At 66.7% G+C, this 18,813-nt stretch carries 17 protein-coding genes; 6 read left to right on the forward strand and 11 right to left on the reverse strand.

Annotation, left to right across the window (positions count from 1 at the left end):
* The 6 genes from HBE63_RS05170 (at position 1) to HBE63_RS05195 (ending at position 5,546) form a co-directional block, all read left to right on the forward strand.
* A complete protein-coding gene (locus HBE63_RS05170; RefSeq protein ID WP_166903794.1) occupies positions 1-609 on the forward strand; it encodes a TetR/AcrR family transcriptional regulator in 609 nt (202 codons plus the stop codon).
* Positions 610-706: 97 nt separating this feature from the next.
* Positions 707-1,999: an MFS transporter gene (locus tag HBE63_RS05175; RefSeq protein ID WP_243858688.1), complete on the forward strand. Its 1,293-nt coding sequence runs from the start codon at positions 707-709 to the stop codon at positions 1,997-1,999.
* Positions 1,996-3,360: an LLM class flavin-dependent oxidoreductase gene (locus HBE63_RS05180; RefSeq protein ID WP_166903796.1), complete on the forward strand. Its 1,365-nt coding sequence runs from the start codon at positions 1,996-1,998 to the stop codon at positions 3,358-3,360. Before HBE63_RS05175 ends, HBE63_RS05180 begins: the two co-directional genes overlap by 4 nt.
* A 33-nt stretch (positions 3,361-3,393) precedes the next feature.
* Positions 3,394-3,792: an SgcJ/EcaC family oxidoreductase gene (locus tag HBE63_RS05185; RefSeq protein ID WP_166903797.1), complete on the forward strand. Its 399-nt coding sequence runs from the start codon at positions 3,394-3,396 to the stop codon at positions 3,790-3,792.
* 2 nt (positions 3,793-3,794) lie between these two features.
* The gene (locus tag HBE63_RS05190; RefSeq protein ID WP_166903798.1) at positions 3,795-4,469 is read left to right on the forward strand and encodes a PIG-L deacetylase family protein; all 675 of its coding nucleotides are present in this window, start codon (positions 3,795-3,797) and stop codon (positions 4,467-4,469) included.
* A 30-nt stretch (positions 4,470-4,499) separates the two neighbouring features.
* Positions 4,500-5,546 (forward strand): zinc-dependent alcohol dehydrogenase family protein, encoded by a 1,047-nt coding sequence (locus HBE63_RS05195; protein ID WP_166903799.1) that lies wholly within the window; start codon positions 4,500-4,502, stop codon positions 5,544-5,546.
* Here the strand turns inward: HBE63_RS05195 and HBE63_RS05200 are convergent.
* The 11 genes from HBE63_RS05200 to nuoE form a co-directional block, all read right to left on the reverse strand.
* Entirely contained in the window at positions 5,543-6,319 is a 777-nt protein-coding gene (locus HBE63_RS05200) for an enoyl-CoA hydratase (RefSeq protein WP_166903800.1), read from the reverse strand. The genes HBE63_RS05195 and HBE63_RS05200 overlap by 4 nt on opposite strands.
* 68 nt (positions 6,320-6,387) lie before the next feature.
* On the reverse strand, positions 6,388-7,953 hold the full coding sequence (nuoN, locus tag HBE63_RS05205; protein WP_166903801.1) for an NADH-quinone oxidoreductase subunit NuoN: 1,566 nt from the start codon (positions 7,951-7,953) through the stop codon (positions 6,388-6,390).
* A gap of 2 nt (positions 7,954-7,955) precedes the next feature.
* Positions 7,956-9,545: an NADH-quinone oxidoreductase subunit M gene (locus HBE63_RS05210; protein WP_166903802.1), complete on the reverse strand. Its 1,590-nt coding sequence runs from the start codon at positions 9,543-9,545 to the stop codon at positions 7,956-7,958.
* Positions 9,539-11,419: an NADH-quinone oxidoreductase subunit L gene (nuoL, locus tag HBE63_RS05215; protein ID WP_166903803.1), complete on the reverse strand. Its 1,881-nt coding sequence runs from the start codon at positions 11,417-11,419 to the stop codon at positions 9,539-9,541. The genes HBE63_RS05210 and nuoL overlap by 7 nt, the downstream gene beginning before the upstream one ends.
* 7 nt (positions 11,420-11,426) lie before the next feature.
* Positions 11,427-11,726, reverse strand: coding sequence for an NADH-quinone oxidoreductase subunit NuoK (gene nuoK, locus HBE63_RS05220; RefSeq protein WP_166903804.1), 300 nt, complete (start codon positions 11,724-11,726; stop codon positions 11,427-11,429).
* A 4-nt stretch (positions 11,727-11,730) separates the two neighbouring features.
* Positions 11,731-12,516 (reverse strand): NADH-quinone oxidoreductase subunit J, encoded by a 786-nt coding sequence (locus HBE63_RS05225; RefSeq protein WP_166903805.1) that lies wholly within the window; start codon positions 12,514-12,516, stop codon positions 11,731-11,733.
* Positions 12,513-13,046 carry an NADH-quinone oxidoreductase subunit NuoI gene (gene nuoI / locus HBE63_RS05230; protein ID WP_166903806.1) on the reverse strand — a complete coding sequence of 178 codons (534 nt, stop codon included), beginning with the start codon at positions 13,044-13,046 and terminating at the stop codon, positions 12,513-12,515. Before nuoI ends, HBE63_RS05225 begins: the two co-directional genes overlap by 4 nt.
* Positions 13,039-14,262 (reverse strand): NADH-quinone oxidoreductase subunit NuoH, encoded by a 1,224-nt coding sequence (gene nuoH / locus HBE63_RS05235; protein WP_166903807.1) that lies wholly within the window; start codon positions 14,260-14,262, stop codon positions 13,039-13,041. The genes nuoI and nuoH overlap by 8 nt, the downstream gene beginning before the upstream one ends.
* Positions 14,259-16,646, reverse strand: coding sequence for an NADH-quinone oxidoreductase subunit G (locus HBE63_RS05240; protein WP_166903808.1), 2,388 nt, complete (start codon positions 16,644-16,646; stop codon positions 14,259-14,261). The genes nuoH and HBE63_RS05240 overlap by 4 nt, the downstream gene beginning before the upstream one ends.
* A gap of 116 nt (positions 16,647-16,762) precedes the next feature.
* A complete protein-coding gene (gene nuoF, locus HBE63_RS05245; RefSeq protein ID WP_166903809.1) occupies positions 16,763-18,079 on the reverse strand; it encodes an NADH-quinone oxidoreductase subunit NuoF in 1,317 nt (438 codons plus the stop codon).
* The gene (gene nuoE / locus HBE63_RS05250) at positions 18,076-18,807 is read right to left on the reverse strand and encodes an NADH-quinone oxidoreductase subunit NuoE (protein ID WP_208301308.1); all 732 of its coding nucleotides are present in this window, start codon (positions 18,805-18,807) and stop codon (positions 18,076-18,078) included. The genes nuoF and nuoE overlap by 4 nt, the downstream gene beginning before the upstream one ends.
* Positions 18,808-18,813: the final 6 nt, after the last annotated feature.

The raw sequence follows: 18,813 nt of genomic DNA on the forward strand, positions 1-18,813 counted from the left end.
ATGAAAGCAGAGCCATCACCGGTTGGCAAGACCGCCGGAGCGGGCCGCCCCCGTGACCCGCGCATCGACGCTGCCATATTGCAGGCCACCGTGGAACTGCTTGTCGAAATCGGTTACGCGAACCTGACGATGGCCGCGGTCGCCGAGCGCGCGCAAACCACGAAAACCGCGCTGTACCGCCGGTGGTCGAGTAAGGCCGAGTTGGTGCACGAGGCAGTGTTCCCCGCGACGGCGACGGGTCTGACCGCACCGGCCGGTGACATCGCTGCCGACATCCGGGCGATGATCGGTGCCGCCCGCGATGTGTTCACCAGCCCGGTGATGCGTGCGGCGCTGCCCGGATTGGTCGCCGACGTCGTCGCCGACACCGACCTGAACGCCCGGGTGATGCAGCGGTTCGCCGGGACCTTCGTCACCGTGCGAGCCCGGATCGTCGACGGCATCGTGCGGGGTGAGGTCCAACCAGACGTCGACCCGGACCGCCTGGTGGAGCTGATCGGCGGGTCGACCATGCTGAGGATGCTGCTGTGGCCCGAACGCGAACTCGACGACGAGTGGGTGGCGCAGACGGCGGCGATCCTGGTCCACGGGGCCACCGTCAAGCCGTGACGTCCGACGGCCTTTGCGTCAGGCTGAGGGCAAATCTTCCGAGGGGTTCGGGCGCCGCATAGCCTGCGGCCACGTGACTATTACCGACCCACGTTCAGTGGCCACTGCCAAGCCGAGTGCGCGCTCCGTCGCGTTGGGCAGCGCGGTCGGCACCACGATCGAGTGGTACGACTTCTACCTGTATGCCACGGCCGCGGCACTGGTCTTCAAACCCTTGTTCTTCCCGAATATCTCGTCGACGGCGGGCACGCTGGCCGCGTTCGCGACCTATGCCGCAGGGTTCGGGGCTCGGCCGTTGGGGGCTCTGATATCGGGTCACTACGGAGATCGACTGGGACGCAAGACCGTCTTGGTGGCCGCGCTGGTCGGGATGGGGCTGAGCACTTTCGCGATCGGACTCCTGCCGACCTACGCCCAGGTAGGGCTGTTGGCGCCGGCACTGCTGGTGAGCCTGAGGTTGCTGCAAGGCCTGGCGGTGGGCGCCGAATGGGGCGGTGCGGCACTGCTTTCGGTGGAGCACGCGCCCCATGGTGGCCGCGGTCTGTTCGGCAGTTTCACGCAATTGGGTTCCCCGGCGGGCATGTTGCTGTCGACGGCGGTCTTCTACCTCACGCGGACGGCCAGCGGCCCCGACGCCTTCCTCGCCTACGGTTGGCGAATCCCCTTCCTGCTCAGTGCCGTTCTGGTCGTCATCGGTCTGGTGATTCGGCTGAGGCTGACCGATGCCGAGATATTCACTCAGGTCCGCGATCGCGGCGAGGTGGCGCGACGGCCGGTGCTAGAGGTACTGCGCACACAACCGCGCAATGTGGTGATCACCACCGGCTTACGGTTCTCGCAGATCGCGCTGTTCGTCCTGCTGACCACGTATTCATTGACCTACCTGCAGGATTCCTCAGAAGCGGGCAGTCAGATCGGATTGACGGCAGTCCTGATTGCGTCGGCCATCGGCCTGATCAGTACGCCGGCGTGGGCAATGCTGTCCGACCGGATCGGGAGGCGGCCTCCGTACCTTTTCGGTGCGCTGGCCGGTGTGCTGGCCCTGATCCTGTTCTTCGTCGCGGCGGGGACCGGATCCCACATCGCGATCGTGTTGTCGATCGTGTTCGGTGTCAACATCGCTCACGACGCCATGTACGGGCCTCAGGCCGCTTGGTTCGGTGAACTGTTCGATACCCGGGTGCGCTACAGCGGTGCTTCGTTGGGTTACCAGATCGGTGCGGTGCTCTCGGGTGGTTTCGCACCGTTGATCGCGGCGGGGCTGCTGGTCGCCGGTGGTGGCAGTCCCTGGCTGATCGTCGGATATTTCGCCGTGCTGACGGCGATCACCTTTGCGGCCGCGTATTTCGCGCGGGAAACGCATCAGGATGAGATCGGGGACGCGCGATGACCCGGATCTATCTCAATGCCTTCGACATGGCTTGTGTCGGGCATCAGTCCGCCGGATTGTGGCGCCACCCCGAGGATCAGGGCTACCGATACCGCGAACTCGGGTACTGGACGGATCTGGCTCGCACGCTGGAGGCCGGTGGCTTCGACGCGTTGTTTCTCGCCGACGTCCTCGGCGTCTACGACGTGTACGGAGGATCGCGGGATGCCGCGGTGGCCGATGCCGCACAGGTGCCGGTCAACGACCCGACACTGGCCGTCTCGGCGATGGCGGCGGTCACCGACACCCTGGGATTCGGTGTCACGGTGTCGTTGACCTACGAGCAGCCCTATGCACTGGCACGCCGGTTCTCGACGCTCGACCACCTGACCGACGGCCGCGTGGCCTGGAACATCGTCACCTCCTATCTCGACAGTGCCGCCAGGAATCTGGGGCTGGATGCCCAGATCCCGCACGACGAGCGCTACGAGATCGCCGAGGAGTACCTCGAGGTCTGCTACAAGCTGTGGGAGGCATCGTGGGAGCCCGACGCCGTCGTCCGGGACAGGGAACGAGGCGTGTTCACCGATCCGGCGAAAGTCCATGACATCGAGCACAAGGGCCGCTACTTCAGCGTCCCTGGGCCGTTCCTGTGCGAACCGTCTCCGCAGCGCACCCCGATGCTGTTCCAGGCAGGCGCCTCGCCGCGAGGGGTCCGGTTCGCCGCGGCTCACGCCGAGGCGGTGTTCGTGTCGGGGCCGACGCCCGAGATCGTCGCCAAGCCGGTCAAGGCGCTGCGTGCCGCCGCGGCCGAACACGGACGAGATCCCCGGTCCATCAAGGTGTTCACGATGCTGACGCCGATCGTCGCCGAGACCCGTGAACTGGCCGTCGCCAAGTTGCACGAGTACCGGCAGTTTGTCAGCGCGGCCGGGGCACTGGCACTGTTCGGCGGCTGGACCGGCGTTGATCTGGCCGAGCTCGGGCCCGACGAACCTCTGAAGTACGTCCAGACCGAGGCCAATCGTTCTGCGCTGGCATCGTTCACCACGTCGGACCGGAACTGGACGGCGGGGGAGCTGGCCCACGAGGTCGGTCTCGGTGGCCGCGGCCCGGTCGTGGTCGGTTCGCCCACCGAGGTGGCCGATGAACTCGAGCGGTGGGTCGACGAGGCCGGTGTCGACGGGTTCAACCTGGCCTACGTCACGACGCCGGGCACCTTCGTCGATTTCGCCCGCCATGTCGTACCCGAGTTGCGTCGTCGCGGCCGGTTACCCGACCGGGCTGAGCCGACCACCCTGCGCGAGCGGCTCGGCGGCGCCGGACCGTTGCTTGCTCCTGGGCATCCGGGCGCGGCCTATCGACCGCAGGGCTGGGGTTGACATGAACCAATGTTGAGGTCCGACACTGGTCTGGTGAACGCGAAGGATCAACAGGACATCAGGGCCGTCATGGACGCCGCCACCGACCTGTGGGTAGCCCACGACATGGAGGGCTGGGGCCGGTATTTCACCGAGGACGCCGACTTCGTCGCGCACAGCGGCCTGTGGTGGACCTCGCGTGACGACAATGTCGCGGGGCACCTGGATGTGCCGGAAGCCGTTGTCGGCCAGAAGCGCAAGTACACCCAGCGGGTCGAGGCCATCGCCGAGATCGCGCCGGGCGTGGCGCTCGTGCACACGCGCTGGGATTGGCCCGGCCACGTGCCGGCGGGAGCTCAGCCGGAAGACCGCAGCGGCATCGTCAGCTATGTCGTCGTCGAACACGACGGGCGCTGGCTGATCCGCTCCGCCCACAACACGCGGGTGAGCTAGCCATGGCGGTGCAACCTTTTCCCGCCGATTGGCAGACCGCGCTGGTGTTGGTGCCGCACCCTGATGACCCCGAGTACGGGGTCGGCGCGGCAGTCGCGAAGTGGACCGCCGCGGGCAGGACCGTGCACTACGCGCTGGCCTCACGGGGCGAGGCCGGTATCGCCGGTATGGCGCCCGGGCAGGCCGGGCCGTTGCGGGAAGGGGAGCAGCGCAGGTCCGCCGCCATCGTCGGGGTCGACGACGTGGCGTTCTGGGATTTTCCGGACAGCAACATCCGCGACACCCCCCAGTTGCGCGCGAAGATCGCCGAGACCATCGTCGCGATCCGTCCTGACGTCGTGATCACCATCTACAGCGGTCCGGCCTGGGCGCCCGGTGCGCCGAACCAGCGTGATCACATCGAATTCGCCCGCGCGGTCGCGGCCGCCTATGACGGTCTGGCCGATGCACCCACCTGGCTCTTCGAGAACGGGCCGGAGCCGACGCATTGCGAGGTGGTCGACGGTTACACCGACGTGGCGGTGAATTCCCTTGCTGCTCATGAGGTGTACCTCTCGGTGCTGGATCCGGAGACGCCCGTCGTCGAACAGGCCCGCCGGCAGGTGGAGATGTCGACACCGGCGCAGCCCGGCGTCGGCGAGCGAACCGTCGGCTTCATCCTGAAGCGGCATCGCTGAGCTTGCCGGAGTCGGCCTACCATCACAGCTGTGCGTGCTGTGATGTATTCCGAGGTCGGTGTGCTGCCCGGGGTGGTCGAGATGGCCGACCCCGAATGTCCTGCCGACGGAGTGGTCGTCGAGGTCGCGGCCACCGGTGTGTGCCGGTCTGACTGGCACGCCTGGCGGGGGCATGATCCGGTAGCCCTGCCGATCATCCCCGGGCATGAATTCGCCGGAACCATCGTGGCGGTCGGTCCTGGCGTATCGGGCTGGCAGGCGAGTGACCGGGTGACCGCGCCCTTCGTCCTGGGCTGTGGGCACTGCGAATTCTGCGCGGCCGGTGATGCCCAGGTCTGCCCGAACCAGCTGCAGCCCGGGTTCACCCTGCCGGGCTCATTCGCGCAACGGGTCGCGGTGCCGCGGGCCCAAGCCAACCTCGTGCGCCTGCCCGACAGCGTCTCGTTCGTCACCGCGGCGTCGCTCGGGTGCCGCTTCGCGACGTCGTTCCGGGCCGTGGTCACCCACGGCGGGGTGCAGCCCGGCCAATGGGTAGCGGTTCACGGGTGCGGAGGAGTGGGCCTGTCGGCGGTGATGATCGCGAAAGCGTTCGGTGCCAGGGTTGTTGCCGTCGACCGCGACGCGCAGGCGCTCGCCACCGCCGGTCGCCTCGGAGTCGATGAGCTGATCAACGGTACCGAGATCCCCGATGTCGCAGCCGAAGTCGTTCACCGGACCGGAGGCGGTGTACACATCGGGGTCGACGCCATCGGCCATCCCGCCGTCGCGGCGGCCTCGGTCACCTCGCTGCGCCGCAGGGGCCGGCATATCCAGGTGGGGCTGCTGCTGGGCGATGCGGCGCAGACCGCCTTCCCGATGGACCGGGTGATCGCCCAGGAACTTTCGATCCTCGGGTCGCACGGAATGCCCGCCGTCGACTATCCGGCGATGCTCGACCTCCTCGCTTCCGGCGCGCTGCAGCCGGAGTTGTTGGTCACCCGGCTGATCGGGCTGGACGACGCGGGCGCGGCGATGGCCGCCATGGATGCACCCTCGGGACCGGGAATGACGATCATCGAGCCCGGCCGGGCGGGTTAGTCGTCGATCTGTCCTCGGTTCCGTTGGGCCACAGCGCGATAACGGTCACCGAGGCCGTCGAAGTCGCGCGTCTGCGCACCGGCGATGGCCTGCTCGGCGGCGAGTGCCGGACTGATGAGGGGATCGCTGCCGCGGGTGTAGATCTCCTTGAGGCCGACCATGGTCGGGCCCGGAACCTCGGCGATCTGACCGGCCAACTCCAGCGCCCGGTCCAGTAACCGCTCGTGTGATACCACCTCGGTGACCAGACCCAGGCGTTCGGCGCGGGCGGCGTCGACGACTTCTCCGGTCATCGAGAGCCGGCGGGCCATCGCGGCGCCGACAACCTGAGGGAGCCGTGCCGTCATCCCGCCACCGGGCAGGATCCCGACCCGGGCGTGGGTGTCGGCGAACACCGCGCGTTCGGAGGCGATCAGGAAGTCGCAACCCAGGGCCATCTCCAGCCCGCCGGTGAACGTCGCACCGTTGATCGCCCCGATGATCGGGGTGCGGAGCTCGCCGGTCTTGGTGATGCAGTTGTGGGACCGGAACTTCGCGAAATACTCCATGCCGAGCGTCTGCGCCTGTTTGAGGTCGACACCGGCGCAGAACGCGGGGTCGGTCCCGGTGAGCACGATGGCCCGCACCGTCTCGTCGCCGTCGGCATCGTCGAGGGCACCGTACAGTTCCTCGATCAGCTCACGGCCCAGCGCATTCCGTGATGAGGGGCGGTTCAGCGTCAATACGCGGACGCCACCGTGATCAGTGGCGGATACAACAGCGCGAGCAGACATAAAACCGCATGCTACGCCGCCCTTTGGCGCGAGTTTGTGTCTGCTCGCGGGAGGAATCAGGGAGGAAATCACCGCAGGAACGTCTGGGCGTTGTTGGCCAGATCCAGCAGTGGCTGAGGGAGTGCACCGAGCGCGAACGTGATGGCCGCGGTGACGGTGATGACGGCGGTGGTGAGCCCGCTCGGGACGACGACTTCGGGTGCGTCCTCGGGGGGATCGGTGAAGAACATCAGCACGATCACCCGCACGTAGAAGTAGGCCGCCACGGCGCTGGCGATGACGCCGACGATGACCAGCGGGATCGCCCCGCCTTCACCGGCGGCCTTGAACACCGCGAACTTACTCACGAACCCGCTGGTCAGTGGAATCCCGGCGAACGCCAGCAGGAACAGCGAAAACACCACGCCGACAATCGGATATCGCCGGCCCAGACCGCCCCACCGCGCCATCGATGCCTCCTCCTCGCCCGCGGCGTTGCGCACCAGGCCGACGACGGCGAACGCGCCCAGCGTGCTGAAACCGTAGGCAAACAGGTAGAACAGCGTGGAGGACACCCCGGCGGGGTTCGCGGCGATCACACCGGTGAGGATGAAACCCGAGTGCGCCACCGCGGAGTAGGCGAGCATTCGTTTTACGTCCGTCTGCGTGACGGCAGTGATAGTCCCGATCACCATGGTCAGGATCGCGATCGCCCACAGGACCGGCCGCCAGTCATCCCGAAGCTGCGGTAACGCGACGTAGAAGATGCGCAGCATGGCGCCGAACGCAGCGATCTTGGTGGCCGCGGCCATGAACGCGGTGATCGCGGTGGGGGCGCCCTGGTACACGTCGGGAATCCACGAATGGAACGGAACGGCACCGACTTTGAACAACACCCCGACCAGTAGCAGGGCGATACCGATCAGTGCCAGCGGGGTGTTGGGTGACCTGGTGGCCACCGCAGTGGCGATCCCGCTGAGGTCCAGGGTGCCGGCGTAGCCGTACAGCATCGCCGCGCCGTACAGGAAGAAGGCCGACGAGAACGCGCCCAGCAGAAAGTATTTCAGGGATGCTTCTTGCGACAACAGCCGCCGGCGACGGGCCAGCCCGCACAGCAGATACAGTGGAAGCGACAGCACTTCCAGCGCGATGAACATGGTCAGCAGATCGTCGGCGGCCGGGAACAGCAGCATGCCGCCGATGGCGAACATGGTCAGCGGAAAGACCTCGGTCTGCATCACCCCGGCCTTGGTGGCCAGTTGCTCGGCCACACTTCCCGGCGCCGCGGACGCCTGCGGTGTGAAGCCGTCGAGACCACGGGCACCGTCCGAAGTTTCGGCGGCGGACTGGCGTTCGGCGATGAGCAGGATGCCGAGAATGCCGACCAGGGCGATGGTGCCCTGCAGGAACAACGCCGGGGCATCGAGCACCACCGAGCCCAGCACCGCGGGCTTCCCAGGGGTGCCATGCAACTCCCGGGCCAACAGGACCACCGCCACCACGGCGGCCACCAACCCGCCGAGTGCGAGGGCAACCTGCATCCGATAGCGGGCCGATCGGGGCAGGAATGCCTCGACGAGTACCCCGGCCACGCCTACCCCGAACACGATCAGCATGGGGGAGAGCAGGCCGTATTCGATGCTCGGTGTCACCATGATCAGCGAACCCCCTCTGCCATCTTGGGTAACACCTGCGGTGGCGGATCGCTCTGTCCGATGGTGGTCAATGTGTGTTGGACGGCCGGATTGATCACGTCCAGCGCGGGTTTGGGATAGATGCCCAACACCAGCAGCAGTGCGATCAAGGGCGTCACCACGACGAGTTCGCGAGGCACCAGATCCTGGATCCGGCGCTCGTCTCCGGAGAGCTCGTCGGGGACCGGACCGGTCATCATCCGTTGGTACATCCACAGGATATAGACGGCGGACAGCACCAGTGCGGTGGCGGCGAATACGGCGATCACCGGATAGCGGGTGAATGTGCCGATGAGAACCAGGAATTCACTGATGAACGGTGCCAGGCCCGGCAACGACAACGTCGCGAGGCCGGCCACCAGGAAAGTTCCGGCGAGGACCGGGGCCACCTTCTGAACGCCGCCGTAGGCATCGATCAACCGGGACCCGCGCCGCGTTACCAGGAATCCGGCGATCAGGAAGAGTGCGGCCGTGGAGATCCCGTGGTTGATCATGTACAACGTGGACCCGGCCTGGCCCTGGCTGGTCATCACGAAGATGCCCAGGATGATGAAACCGAAATGCGAGATCGACGTGTAGGCGATCAAGCGCATCACATCGGTCTGGCCGATCGCCAGGACGGCGCCGTAGATGATGCCGATCACCGCGAGGGTGATGACCAACGGGCGGAAATACGTTGACGCGTCGGGAAACAGCGGCAGGCAGTAACGCAGCATGCCGAAGGTGCCGACCTTGTCCATGATCGCCATCATCAGCACCGCGCTGGCTGGGGTGGCCTGCACGGCGGCATCCGGCAACCACCGGTGAAACGGCCACAACGGTGCCTTCACCGCGAACGCGAACATGAAACCCAGGAACAGGAAGTTCGCCACCGCGGGGTTGATCACCAACGCGCCGGACGATACCGCGGCGACGATCGTGCGGAAATCGAAGGTGCCCGAGGCAAACGTGTCGCTGCCCGCGGTGACGACGTAGAGGCCGATCACCGCGGCCAGCATGACCAGACCGCCGAACAGGTTGTACAGCAGGAATTTCACCGCTGCGCGAGACCGATTCTCACCGCCGAATCCACCGATCAGGAAGTACATCGGGATCAGCATGGCCTCGAAGAACACGTAGAACAGCAGGATGTCCAGGGCAACCAGGGACATGAACACCATGCCCTGGACGGCCAGCGTCAACGCCAGGTAGGCCTGCACGCCGCGGCCACCGAGCCCGGTCTGGTGGGCGGCGTCATTCCAGCCCGCGATGATGAGCAGCGGCAGCAGCACAGCGGTGAGCACCACCAGAGCCAGGGCGATGCCGTCGACACCGAGGATGTAGCCGGTTCCGAACGACGGTATCCAGCGGTGTGATTCGACGAACTGAAACTGCTCGCCCGCCGGATCGAAACCGACAGCGAGCACGGCTGCCAGCCCCAGGGCTACCAGCGAGACCGTCAGCGCCAGCCATTTCGCCAGCGTCCGCTGCCCGGCCGGGAGCAACATCACCACGGCGGCTCCCACCGTAGGGGTCGCCCACAACGCCGTCAGCCACGGAAACGTGCTCACCACAGTCGCACCGCCAGGATCGCCGCCACCACCAGGGCCGCACCGCCTAGCATGGAGAGCGCATAGGAACGCGCGAAGCCGGTCTGCAACTGGCGCAACCCATCCGATGTTCGACTGACCAGCGCGGCCAGCCCACCGGCAGTGCCGTCGACCACCTTGTCGTCAACCGCCGCCAGAGCCGCGGTCAAGGTCTGGCCACCTCGCATGAACACCGCCTCGTTGAACGCGTCGCCGTACAGATCGCGCCGGGCAGCCACCGCCCACGCCGACGCGTCGGGCACATCGGCCGGGACCGGCCGCTGCGCGTACATCCGGTAGGCGACCGCGATACCGACCGCGACGACCCCCAGCACCACCACGGTGACCACCCACGCGGGGATCGCGTGGTGCGCCTCGTGAGCACCGACCACCGGCTCCAGCCAATGTGACAATGTGCCGCCGATCGCCAGCGCACCGCCGGAGACCACCGAGCCGACCGCGAGCAGGATCATCGGCCAGGTCATCACGGCCGGGGCCTCGTGTGGATGTGTCTGTTCATCCCAGCGCTTTTCGCCGAAGAACGTCATCAGCATCACCCGGGTCATGTAGAACGCGGTGATCCCGGCGCCCAGGATCGCCGCGCCGCCGAGGATCACACCGCGGGCGCCTCCGGCGCCCAACGCCGCCTCGATGATGCTGTCTTTGGAGAAGAAGCCGGCCAGCGGTGGCACACCGATGATCGCCAGGTAGCCGAGCCCGAAGGTGGCGAACGTGACCGGCAGGACCTTGCGCAGCCCGCCGTAGCGGCGCATGTTCACGTCGTCGTTCATGGCGTGCATCACCGACCCGGCGCCGAGGAACAACCCGGCCTTGAAGAATCCGTGGGTGAGCAGGTGCATGATCGCGAATGCGTAACCGGCAGGCCCGAGTCCAGCGGCCAGCACCATATAGCCGATCTGGCTCATCGTGGACGCGGCCAGCGCCTTCTTGATGTCGTCCTTGGCGCACCCGATGATCGCGCCGAACAGCAGCGTGACGGCGCCGACGATGACGACCCCGGTCTGCGCGCCCGGCGCCAGGTCGAAGATCGGCCCCGACCGCACGATCAGATAGACGCCCGCGGTGACCATCGTGGCGGCGTGGATCAGCGCCGACACCGGGGTCGGGCCTTCCATCGCGTCCCCGAGCCAAGACTGCAGCGGCACCTGGGCCGATTTGCCACACGCGCCCAACAACAGCAGCAGACCGATCGCGGTCAGGGTGGCTTCGCTCAATGCCGGTGCGGCACCGAACACCCCGGCGAACGAGATGGATCCGACGGTGGCGAACATGATCATCAGCGCGATCGCCAGGCCCATGTCACCGACCCGGTTGACGACGAAAGCCTTCTTGGCTGCTGCGGCGGCCGAGGGTTTGTACGACCAGAATCCGATCAGCAGATACGAGGCCAGGCCCACGCCTTCCCACCCGGCGTACAGACCGAGGTAGTTGTCCGCGAGCACGAGCAGCAGCATCGCGGCGAGGAACAGGTTCAGATATGCGAAAAACCTTCGCCGATCAGGATCTTCGGCCATGTACCCGATCGAATATATGTGGATCAAGGACCCGACGCCGGTGATCAGCAGCACGAAGCACACCGACAACTGATCCAGTTGCAGCCCGAAATCGACCTGAAGGCCGGCCACTGGAACCCAGGAGAACAGCGATTCCTGAACCGCGCGGTGCTCGTCGTGGCGGCCCAGCATCTGAGTGAACAGCGCCGCTCCGACGGCGAAGGCCCCCAACGCGGTCGCACAGCCCAGCAGATGCCCCCACCGGTCGGATCGTCGGCCGCTCAACAGCAGCACCGCTGCTCCGGCGGCAGGGAGGGCGATCAACAGCCACAAAGGTAGTGTCATGTCGCCCTTAGTGCTTCAGCAGGCTGGCGTCGTCGACCGAGGTCGAATGACGGGTACGGAAGAGGGTCATGATGATGGCCAGGCCGATCACCACCTCGCAGGCGGCCACCACCATGGTGAAGAACGCAACCACCTGACCGTCGAGATGACCGTGCATGCGGGAGAACGCCACGAATGCCAGATTCGCCGCGTTGAGCATGAGCTCGACGCACATGAACATCACGATGGCATTGCGCCGCAACAGCACTCCCGATGCGCCGATGGTGAACAACAGCACCGACAGGTAGAGATAGTTGTCGGGATTCATCGCATCACCCCTCCCCGTTGGCCGAATTGCTGATCGCGCGCTGCGGCAGGATGGCGCTGACCGACAACGCCGCATCGGAGCCGTCGGGCAGCCGTGCCGGGACATCGACGGCGTTATGCCGGGCGTAGACACCGGGATTGGGCAGCGGGGTCGGATGGCCCCCGGCCTGGAAGCGCTCGACAGCCAGCTCCCGCTGGGTCTTGCGGTGTTCGAAGCGTTCCCGGTGTGCGAGCACCATCGCACCCAGCGCCGCGGTGATGAGCAGGGTGCTGGTCAACTCGAATGCCCACAGGTACCGGGTGAAGATCAGGGCGGCCAGACCTTCCACGTTGCCGCCGCTGTTGGCTTGGGCCAGCCCGGTGAACCCGCTGACCGACACGCTGCCGATCCCGGCGATCAACAGGATGCCGAACCCGGTGCCGGCCGCGAGTGCCGCAAGGCGTTGGCCGCGTATCGTTTCGGCGAACGATTCGGACAGGTCGACACCGATGAGCATCATCACGAAAAGGAACAGCATCATCACTGCGCCGGTGTAGACCACCACCTGCACCACACCGAGGAACGTTGCGTCCTGGGCGATGTAGAGCACGGCCAGCGAAATCATGGTGCAGGCCAGGAAGACCGCGGAGTACACCGCTTTCGGTGCCGCCACCACTCCGATGGCGCCGAGTACCGCGACAGTCCCCAGGATCCAGAACACCGCTGCCTCTGATGTGGAGGTGCGCGCCGGGGTTTCCGCGGCGAGCCGCGCAATGTCGCCCGTGGCGAGCAGCACGACGTCGGGGCTCATTGGACATCCTCGGTGAGCGGGCCGATCCGGCCGAGGTAGTAGTCGTCGTCGGTACTGCCCGGCGCCATGTCATGAGGAGGCGCCTGCATCCCGGGTTGCATCGGGGCCAGGAGTTTGTCCTTGCCCCAGATCAGATCTGCCCGGTTGTCGTCGGCCATCTCGTATTCGTTCGTCATCGTCAGGGCCCGGGTCGGGCAGGCCTCGATGCACAGTCCGCACCCGATGCAGCGCAGATAGTTGATCTGGTACACCTGGCCGTACCGTTCGCCTGGCGAGAAGCGTTCTGCGTCAGTGTTGTCGGCACCTTCGACGAAGATGGCGTCGGCGGGGCAGGCCCAGGCGCACAACTCGCAACCGATGCACTTCTCCAGGCCGTCGGGGTAGCGGTTCAGTTGATGCCGACCGTGATAGCGCGGTGCGACCGGTCCCGGCTTCTCCGGATATCCTTCGGTGATCGGCTTTTTGAACATTGAGCCGAACGTGACGGCGAATCCGGCCAGGGCGTCGAGGAACTTGGGCTTCTTAGACATCGACGACCTCCTTTCCAGCATTCGGCAGCGGCGGCACCGGATAGGCCCCGGCGCTCTGCTGCGGTATCGGCTGTACAGTTCTGCCGCGCAGTGCCTTCCACAGTGCGACGGCCAGCACTGCAACCACCAGAACCGCTGTGGTCACCAGGCCGGTGGCCCAGTTGTGGTAACCGTGCTCGCGCAGGCTGTGGGTGACCGCGACGACCATGATCCAGACGAGTGACACGGGGATGAGCACTTTCCAGCCCAGCGCCATGAACTGGTCGTAGCGCATCCGCGGCAGGGTGGCTCGCAGCCAGAAGTATCCGAACATGAAGGTCCACACCTTGGCGGTGAACCACAGCAACGGCCACCAGCCGCTGTTGGCGCCGTCGATCAGGTTGAACGGGAACGGTGCATGCCAGCCGCCGAGGAACATCGTGGTGGCCAGCGCGGACACGGTGGTCATGTTGACGTACTCGGCGAGCATGAACATGGCGAACTTCAACGACGAGTACTCGGTGTGGAAGCCGCCGACCAGTTCCCCCTCGGCCTCGGGCAGATCGAAAGGCGCCCGGTTGGTTTCACCCACCATCGAGGTCACGTACACCACGAACGAGGGCAGGAGCAGGAACACATACCAGGTGTGATCCTGCGCCGCCACGATGCCGGAGGTGGACATGGTGCCCGCATAGAGGAAGACCGCGGCGAACGACAAGGCCATCGCGACCTCGTAGGAGATCACCTGGGCGCTTGAGCGCAGCCCACCCATGAGCGGGTAGGTGGACCCGGACGCCCAGCCGGCCAGCACGATGCCGTATACGCCGATCGAGGTGACAGCCAGGATGTAGAGCACCGCCACGGGGAGATCGGTCAATTGCAGTGCGGTGCGGTGACCGAATACCGATACTTCACCGCCCATCGGGATCACCGCGAACGCCATGAAGGCCGGGATCACCGCGATCACCGGGGCCAGTAGGTAGAGGGGTTTGTCGACGCCGGCCGGGACGAGGCCTTCCTTGAGCGCGAGCTTCACGCCGTCGGCCAGGGATTGCAGCAGACCCCAGGGGCCGACGCGGTTGGGCCCTGGCCGCATCTGCATGCGGCCCAGCACCTTCCGTTCGATGAGGATCGCCGAGAGCACCGTCAGCAGCAAGAAGACGAACACCCCGAGCGCCTTGGCCAGGATCAGCCACCACGGGTCGTGGCCGAACAGGGTGGGATCGGGGTAGGTCACGAGGCGGCCCGCTCGATCGCGACCAGGGCACCGGCGGTCACCCCGAGTTGACGATGGATCGCCGATCTCGGGGAATTGGTGGGCAGCCACACGACCCGGTCGGGCATCTCGATGACCGACAGCGGCAACGTGACCGATCCGCGGTCGGTGCTGACGGTCACCGGATCTCCCGCTGCCACACCGAGTTCGGCGGCGGTGCTGGGGGAGAGCCGCACCACCGGGCTGACCGCGGTGCCGGCCAGATAAGGCTCGCCGTCCTGTAGCCGTCCGGCGTCCAGGAGCAGGCGCCAGCTGGCCAGCACCGCCTGCCCGGGTGCGGGAGCGGGGGGTGGTGCGGGTGTCGCCGACGGCGCCGGGGCGCGAGGCCCGGTCCAGAAGCCGAGCCGGGCCAGTTCGCCGTCGGCGGCTTCGGGTCCGGTCAGGCCGAGGTCGACGCCGATCTCGTCGGCCAGGTAGTGCAGCACCCGGAGGTCGGGAATCGCGTTGGTCTGCAAGGCCGGCTTGAACGGGCGAATCCGGCCTTCCCAGTTGAGGTATGCGCCGGCCTTCTCCACCACGGGTGCCACCGGGAACACCACATCGGCGAGTTCGGTGACCTCGCTCTCACGCAGCTCGAGGCTCACCACGAACGGGGTGGCCCGCAGCGCGGCCAGCGCCGTGGCGGGGTCGGGGAGGTCGGTGATCTCGACGCCGCCGACCAGAAGCGCGGAGAGTTCTCCATCGGCGGCGGCGGCCAGGATGGCGTTCGTATCGCGGCCGGCGTGGCCGGGCAGTTCGGCGGTGTTCCAGACCGCGGCGGTTTGGGCCCGCGCGTCGACGTCGGTCACGGGGCGCCCACCGGGCAGAAGGTTCGGCAGGGCGCCGGCCTCCACGGCGCCGCGCTCACCGGCCCGGCGCGGGATCCAGGCTAACCGGGCCCCGGTCGCGGTGGCAAGGCGCAGCACGGCCGACAGTGCACCGGGCGAAGTGGCCAGTCGTTCACCGACCAGGATCACGGCACCCGGGCGTCGCAGCCGCTCATCGGTCTCCAGCGCGGCCAATGCGTCAGACTCGGCCCCGGGAACTGTCGCGACGAGCGTGCCCGCCATCTTGGTCAGCCCGCGGCTGGCGAACGGTGCCACCGCGAGCACCTGCTGTCCGTTCTTGCGGGCTGCCTTGCGCAGCCGCAGGAAGACGATCGGGGATTCCTCTTCGGGCTCCAGCCCGACCAGCAGAACGGTCGGTGCCTTTTCCAGGTCGGCGTAACGCAATGTCATCGGCTGCCCGGCGATGCGGGCGGCCAGGAAATCGGCCTCCTCAGCGGAGTGCGGTCGAGCGCGGAAGTCGATGTCGTTGGTGCCGAGCACCATTCGGGCGAACTTCGAGTAGGCGTAGGCGTCCTGCACGGTGCAGCGCCCACCGACCAACACACCGGTGTTCGAAGCGGCGGCCAGCAGGCCTGCCCCGGCGACCGTCAGCGCCTCCGACCACGACGCCGGGCGTAGCGTGCCGTCTTCGCGGATCAACGGTGTGGTGATCCGGTCGCCGGTCGTGGCATAGGTGAACGCCCACCGGCCCTTGTCGCAGTTCCACTCCTCGTTGACCTCGGGATCGTCGCCGGCCAAGCGGCGCAGAACTTTTCCGCGTCGGTGGTCGGTGCGCTGGGAGCATCCCGACGCGCAGTGCTCACACACACTGGGGCTGGACACCAGGTCGAAGGGCCGGGCCCGGAAGCGGTAGGCCGTCCCGGTCAGCGCCCCCACCGGGCAGATCTGCACGGTGTTGCCGGAGAAATAGGACTGTAACGGCTCACCCGGGGCGATGCCCACCTGTTGCAGCGCACCACGTTCCAACAGCTCGATGAACGGGTCGCCGGCGATCTGTGCGGAGAACCGGGTGCACCGCGCGCACAGCACGCACCGTTCGCGGTCCAGGAGCACCTGCGCGGAGATGTTGATCGGCTTCGGGTAGGTCCGCTTGACGTCCTCGAAGCGGGTTTCCGGACGGCCGTTGGACATTGCCTGGTTCTGTAGCGGGCATTCGCCGCCCTTGTCGCAGACGGGGCAGTCCAAGGGGTGGTTGATCAGCAGCAGTTCCATCACGCCGCGCTGTGCCTTGTCGGCTGCCTCGGAGCTGTACTGGGTGTGCACCACCATGTCCGGGCTCACCGTCGTGGTACACGAAGCCATCGGCTTGCGCTGACCCTCGACCTCGACCAGGCATTGCCGGCAGGCGCCGACGGGATCGAGCAACGGGTGATCGCAGAACCGGGGGATCTGGACACCCATCAATTCGGCGGCGCGGATCACCAACGTGCCCTTCGGGACACTGATCTGTTCACCATCGATGGTGAGCGACACCATCTCCACCGGCGGGGTGTCCTTGGTCGGCTCGGCCAGCGTCATTCATGCCCCCCTTTCCCTGCGCGAGCAGTCCCCCGCAAGCGGGAGGTGCCCCCGGCAAAACTGCCCATTTCCGACGAAAAGTAGGCGGTTTTGTGTCTGCTCGCGGTGAGAAACATCTACGCACCCGCCCCTTCGGTCGCCATCAATGTCGAGGCGTGCGGATCGAACGGGCAACCGCCGTCCAGATGCGCCATGTACTCCTCGCGGAAATGCTGGATCGAGGACATGATCGGGCTGGCCGCACCGTCTCCCAACGCGCAGAACGACTTTCCGAAGATGCCGTCGGCGATGTCGAGCAGCTTGTCGATATCGGCCGGAGTGCCCGCACCCGTTTCCAGCCTGGCGTAGATCTGGGCCAGCCAGTAGGTGCCCTCCCGACACGGTGTGCACTTACCGCAGGACTCGTGGGCGTAGAACTGCGTCCAGCGCCGTACCGCCCGGACCACGCAGGTGGTCTCGTCGAAGATCTGCAGCGCCTTGGTGCCCAGCATGGAGCCGACGGAGGCCATGCCCTCGTAATCCAGTGGAACATCGATGTGTTCGGCCGTCAGCAATGGTGTCGACGACCCACCCGGGGTCCAGAACTTCAGGGTGTGTCCGTCGCGGACGCCGCCGGCATAGTCGAGCAGTTCCCTCAGAGTGATGCCCAGCGGCGCCTCGTACTGGCCGGGCCGGTTGACGTGGCCCGACAGCGAATACAGCGTGAAGCCCGGGGATTTCTCCGATCCCATCGACCGGAACCAATCCACCCCATTGACCATGATCGGCGGGACACTGGCGATGGACTCGACATTGTTGACCACCGTCGGGCACGCGTAGAGACCCGCGACGGCGGGAAACGGTGGGCGCAGCCGTGGTTGGCCGCGGCGGCCCTCCAAGGAATCCAGCAGTGCGGTTTCCTCGCCGCAGATGTAGGCGCCTGCACCGGCGTGCACGGTCAATTGCAGGTCGAAGCCCGAGCCGAGGATGTCGGTACCCAGAAATCCCGCCGCATAGGCCTCGGCGACCGCAGCCTGCAGACGCCGCAGCACCGGCACGACTTCGCCACGCACGTAGATGAAGGCGTGCTTGGCCCGGATCGCGTACGCCGCGATGATCACACCCTCGACCAGGAAGTGCGGCGTGGTCAGCAGGAGTGGAATGTCCTTGCACGTACCCGGTTCGGACTCGTCGGCGTTGACTACGAGGTAATGCGGCTTGGCCCCTGCCCCCTCTTCGCCCTGCGGGATGAACGACCACTTGGTCCCGGTCGGGAACCCGGCGCCGCCACGGCCGCGCAGCCCGGAATCCTTCACGAGCGTGATGACGTCGTCCGGCCCCATCGACAGGGCCCGCTGCAGCCCGCGGTAACCGTCGTGGCGGCGGTAGGTGTCCAACGTCCACGGTTCTGGCTCGTCCCAGAAGCGGCTGAGTACCGGGGTCAGCGCCGTCATGCGCTCGGACCTGCCGCCCCGGGAGTGGACATTCCGCGTTTCCGGGCTTCCCGGAGCCCGGCCAGCGTGGCCGCGCCGGGGGCGCCGCCCGGGGTGTGCGGATTGGTCAGGCCGGCCAGGGTGCGGGCTGTTTCCCGGAAGGTGCCCAGCGGCGCGCCGCGCGTCGGTGCGGGTGGAGTTCCGCCGCGGAGTCCGTCGACGAGATCCCGTGCCGACGAAGGAGTCTGGTTGTCGTAGAACTCCCAGTTGACCATCACCACCGGTGCGTAATCACACGCGGCGTTGCACTCGATGTGTTCCAGGGTGACCCGGCGGTCTGCAGTGGTTTCCCCGGCGTGGATGTCCAGGTGCTCCTCCAACGCATCCAGGATCGCGTCGCCGCCCATGATCGCGCACAACGTGTTGGTGCACACCCCGACGAGGTAGTCGCCCGTCGGGGTACGCCGGTACATCGAGTAGAACGTGGCCACCGCGGTGACCTCGGCATCGGTCAGGCCCAACAGCGTTGCGCAGAAACCGATTCCGGCAGGAGTGAGGCAACCGTCCTCGGCCTGCACCAGATGCAGTAGCGGCAGTAGTGCTGAGCGGGCATCGGGATAGCGGGCGGTGATCTGATCGGCCTCGGGAGTGAGCCGCGCCGTCACCTCCTCCGGATATGCCGCGGGCCCGTTGATCGGCGGGCCCGCTTCATCGGGGCGTTGCCCGAGCTGAATGAATACGTCCGTCATCCGTGC

The sequence above is a fragment of the Mycobacterium sp. DL440 genome (assembly GCF_011745145.1).
GTDB lineage: Bacteria > Actinomycetota > Actinomycetes > Mycobacteriales > Mycobacteriaceae > Mycobacterium.

What these genes read in the sequence shown, in the direction of transcription:
- nuoL (WP_166903803.1), bottom strand. Translation starts at nt 11,419, where the DNA reads ATGACACTACCTTTGTGGCTGTTGATCGCCCTCCCTGCCGCCGGAGCA.
- nuoN (WP_166903801.1), bottom strand. Translation starts at nt 7,953, where the DNA reads ATGGTGACACCGAGCATCGAATACGGCCTGCTCTCCCCCATGCTGATC.
- HBE63_RS05200 (WP_166903800.1), bottom strand. Translation starts at nt 6,319, where the DNA reads ATGTCTGCTCGCGCTGTTGTATCCGCCACTGATCACGGTGGCGTCCGC.
- nuoK (WP_166903804.1), bottom strand. Translation starts at nt 11,726, where the DNA reads ATGAATCCCGACAACTATCTCTACCTGTCGGTGCTGTTGTTCACCATC.
- nuoI (WP_166903806.1), bottom strand. Translation starts at nt 13,046, where the DNA reads ATGTCTAAGAAGCCCAAGTTCCTCGACGCCCTGGCCGGATTCGCCGTC.
- nuoF (WP_166903809.1), bottom strand. Translation starts at nt 18,079, where the DNA reads ATGACGGCGCTGACCCCGGTACTCAGCCGCTTCTGGGACGAGCCAGAA.
- HBE63_RS05190 (WP_166903798.1), top strand. Translation starts at nt 3,795, where the DNA reads ATGGCGGTGCAACCTTTTCCCGCCGATTGGCAGACCGCGCTGGTGTTG.
- HBE63_RS05180 (WP_166903796.1), top strand. Translation starts at nt 1,996, where the DNA reads ATGACCCGGATCTATCTCAATGCCTTCGACATGGCTTGTGTCGGGCAT.
- HBE63_RS05240 (WP_166903808.1), bottom strand. Translation starts at nt 16,646, where the DNA reads ATGACGCTGGCCGAGCCGACCAAGGACACCCCGCCGGTGGAGATGGTG.
- nuoE (WP_208301308.1), bottom strand. Translation starts at nt 18,807, where the DNA reads ATGACGGACGTATTCATTCAGCTCGGGCAACGCCCCGATGAAGCGGGC.
- HBE63_RS05225 (WP_166903805.1), bottom strand. Translation starts at nt 12,516, where the DNA reads ATGAGCCCCGACGTCGTGCTGCTCGCCACGGGCGACATTGCGCGGCTC.
- HBE63_RS05170 (WP_166903794.1), top strand. Translation starts at nt 1, where the DNA reads ATGAAAGCAGAGCCATCACCGGTTGGCAAGACCGCCGGAGCGGGCCGC.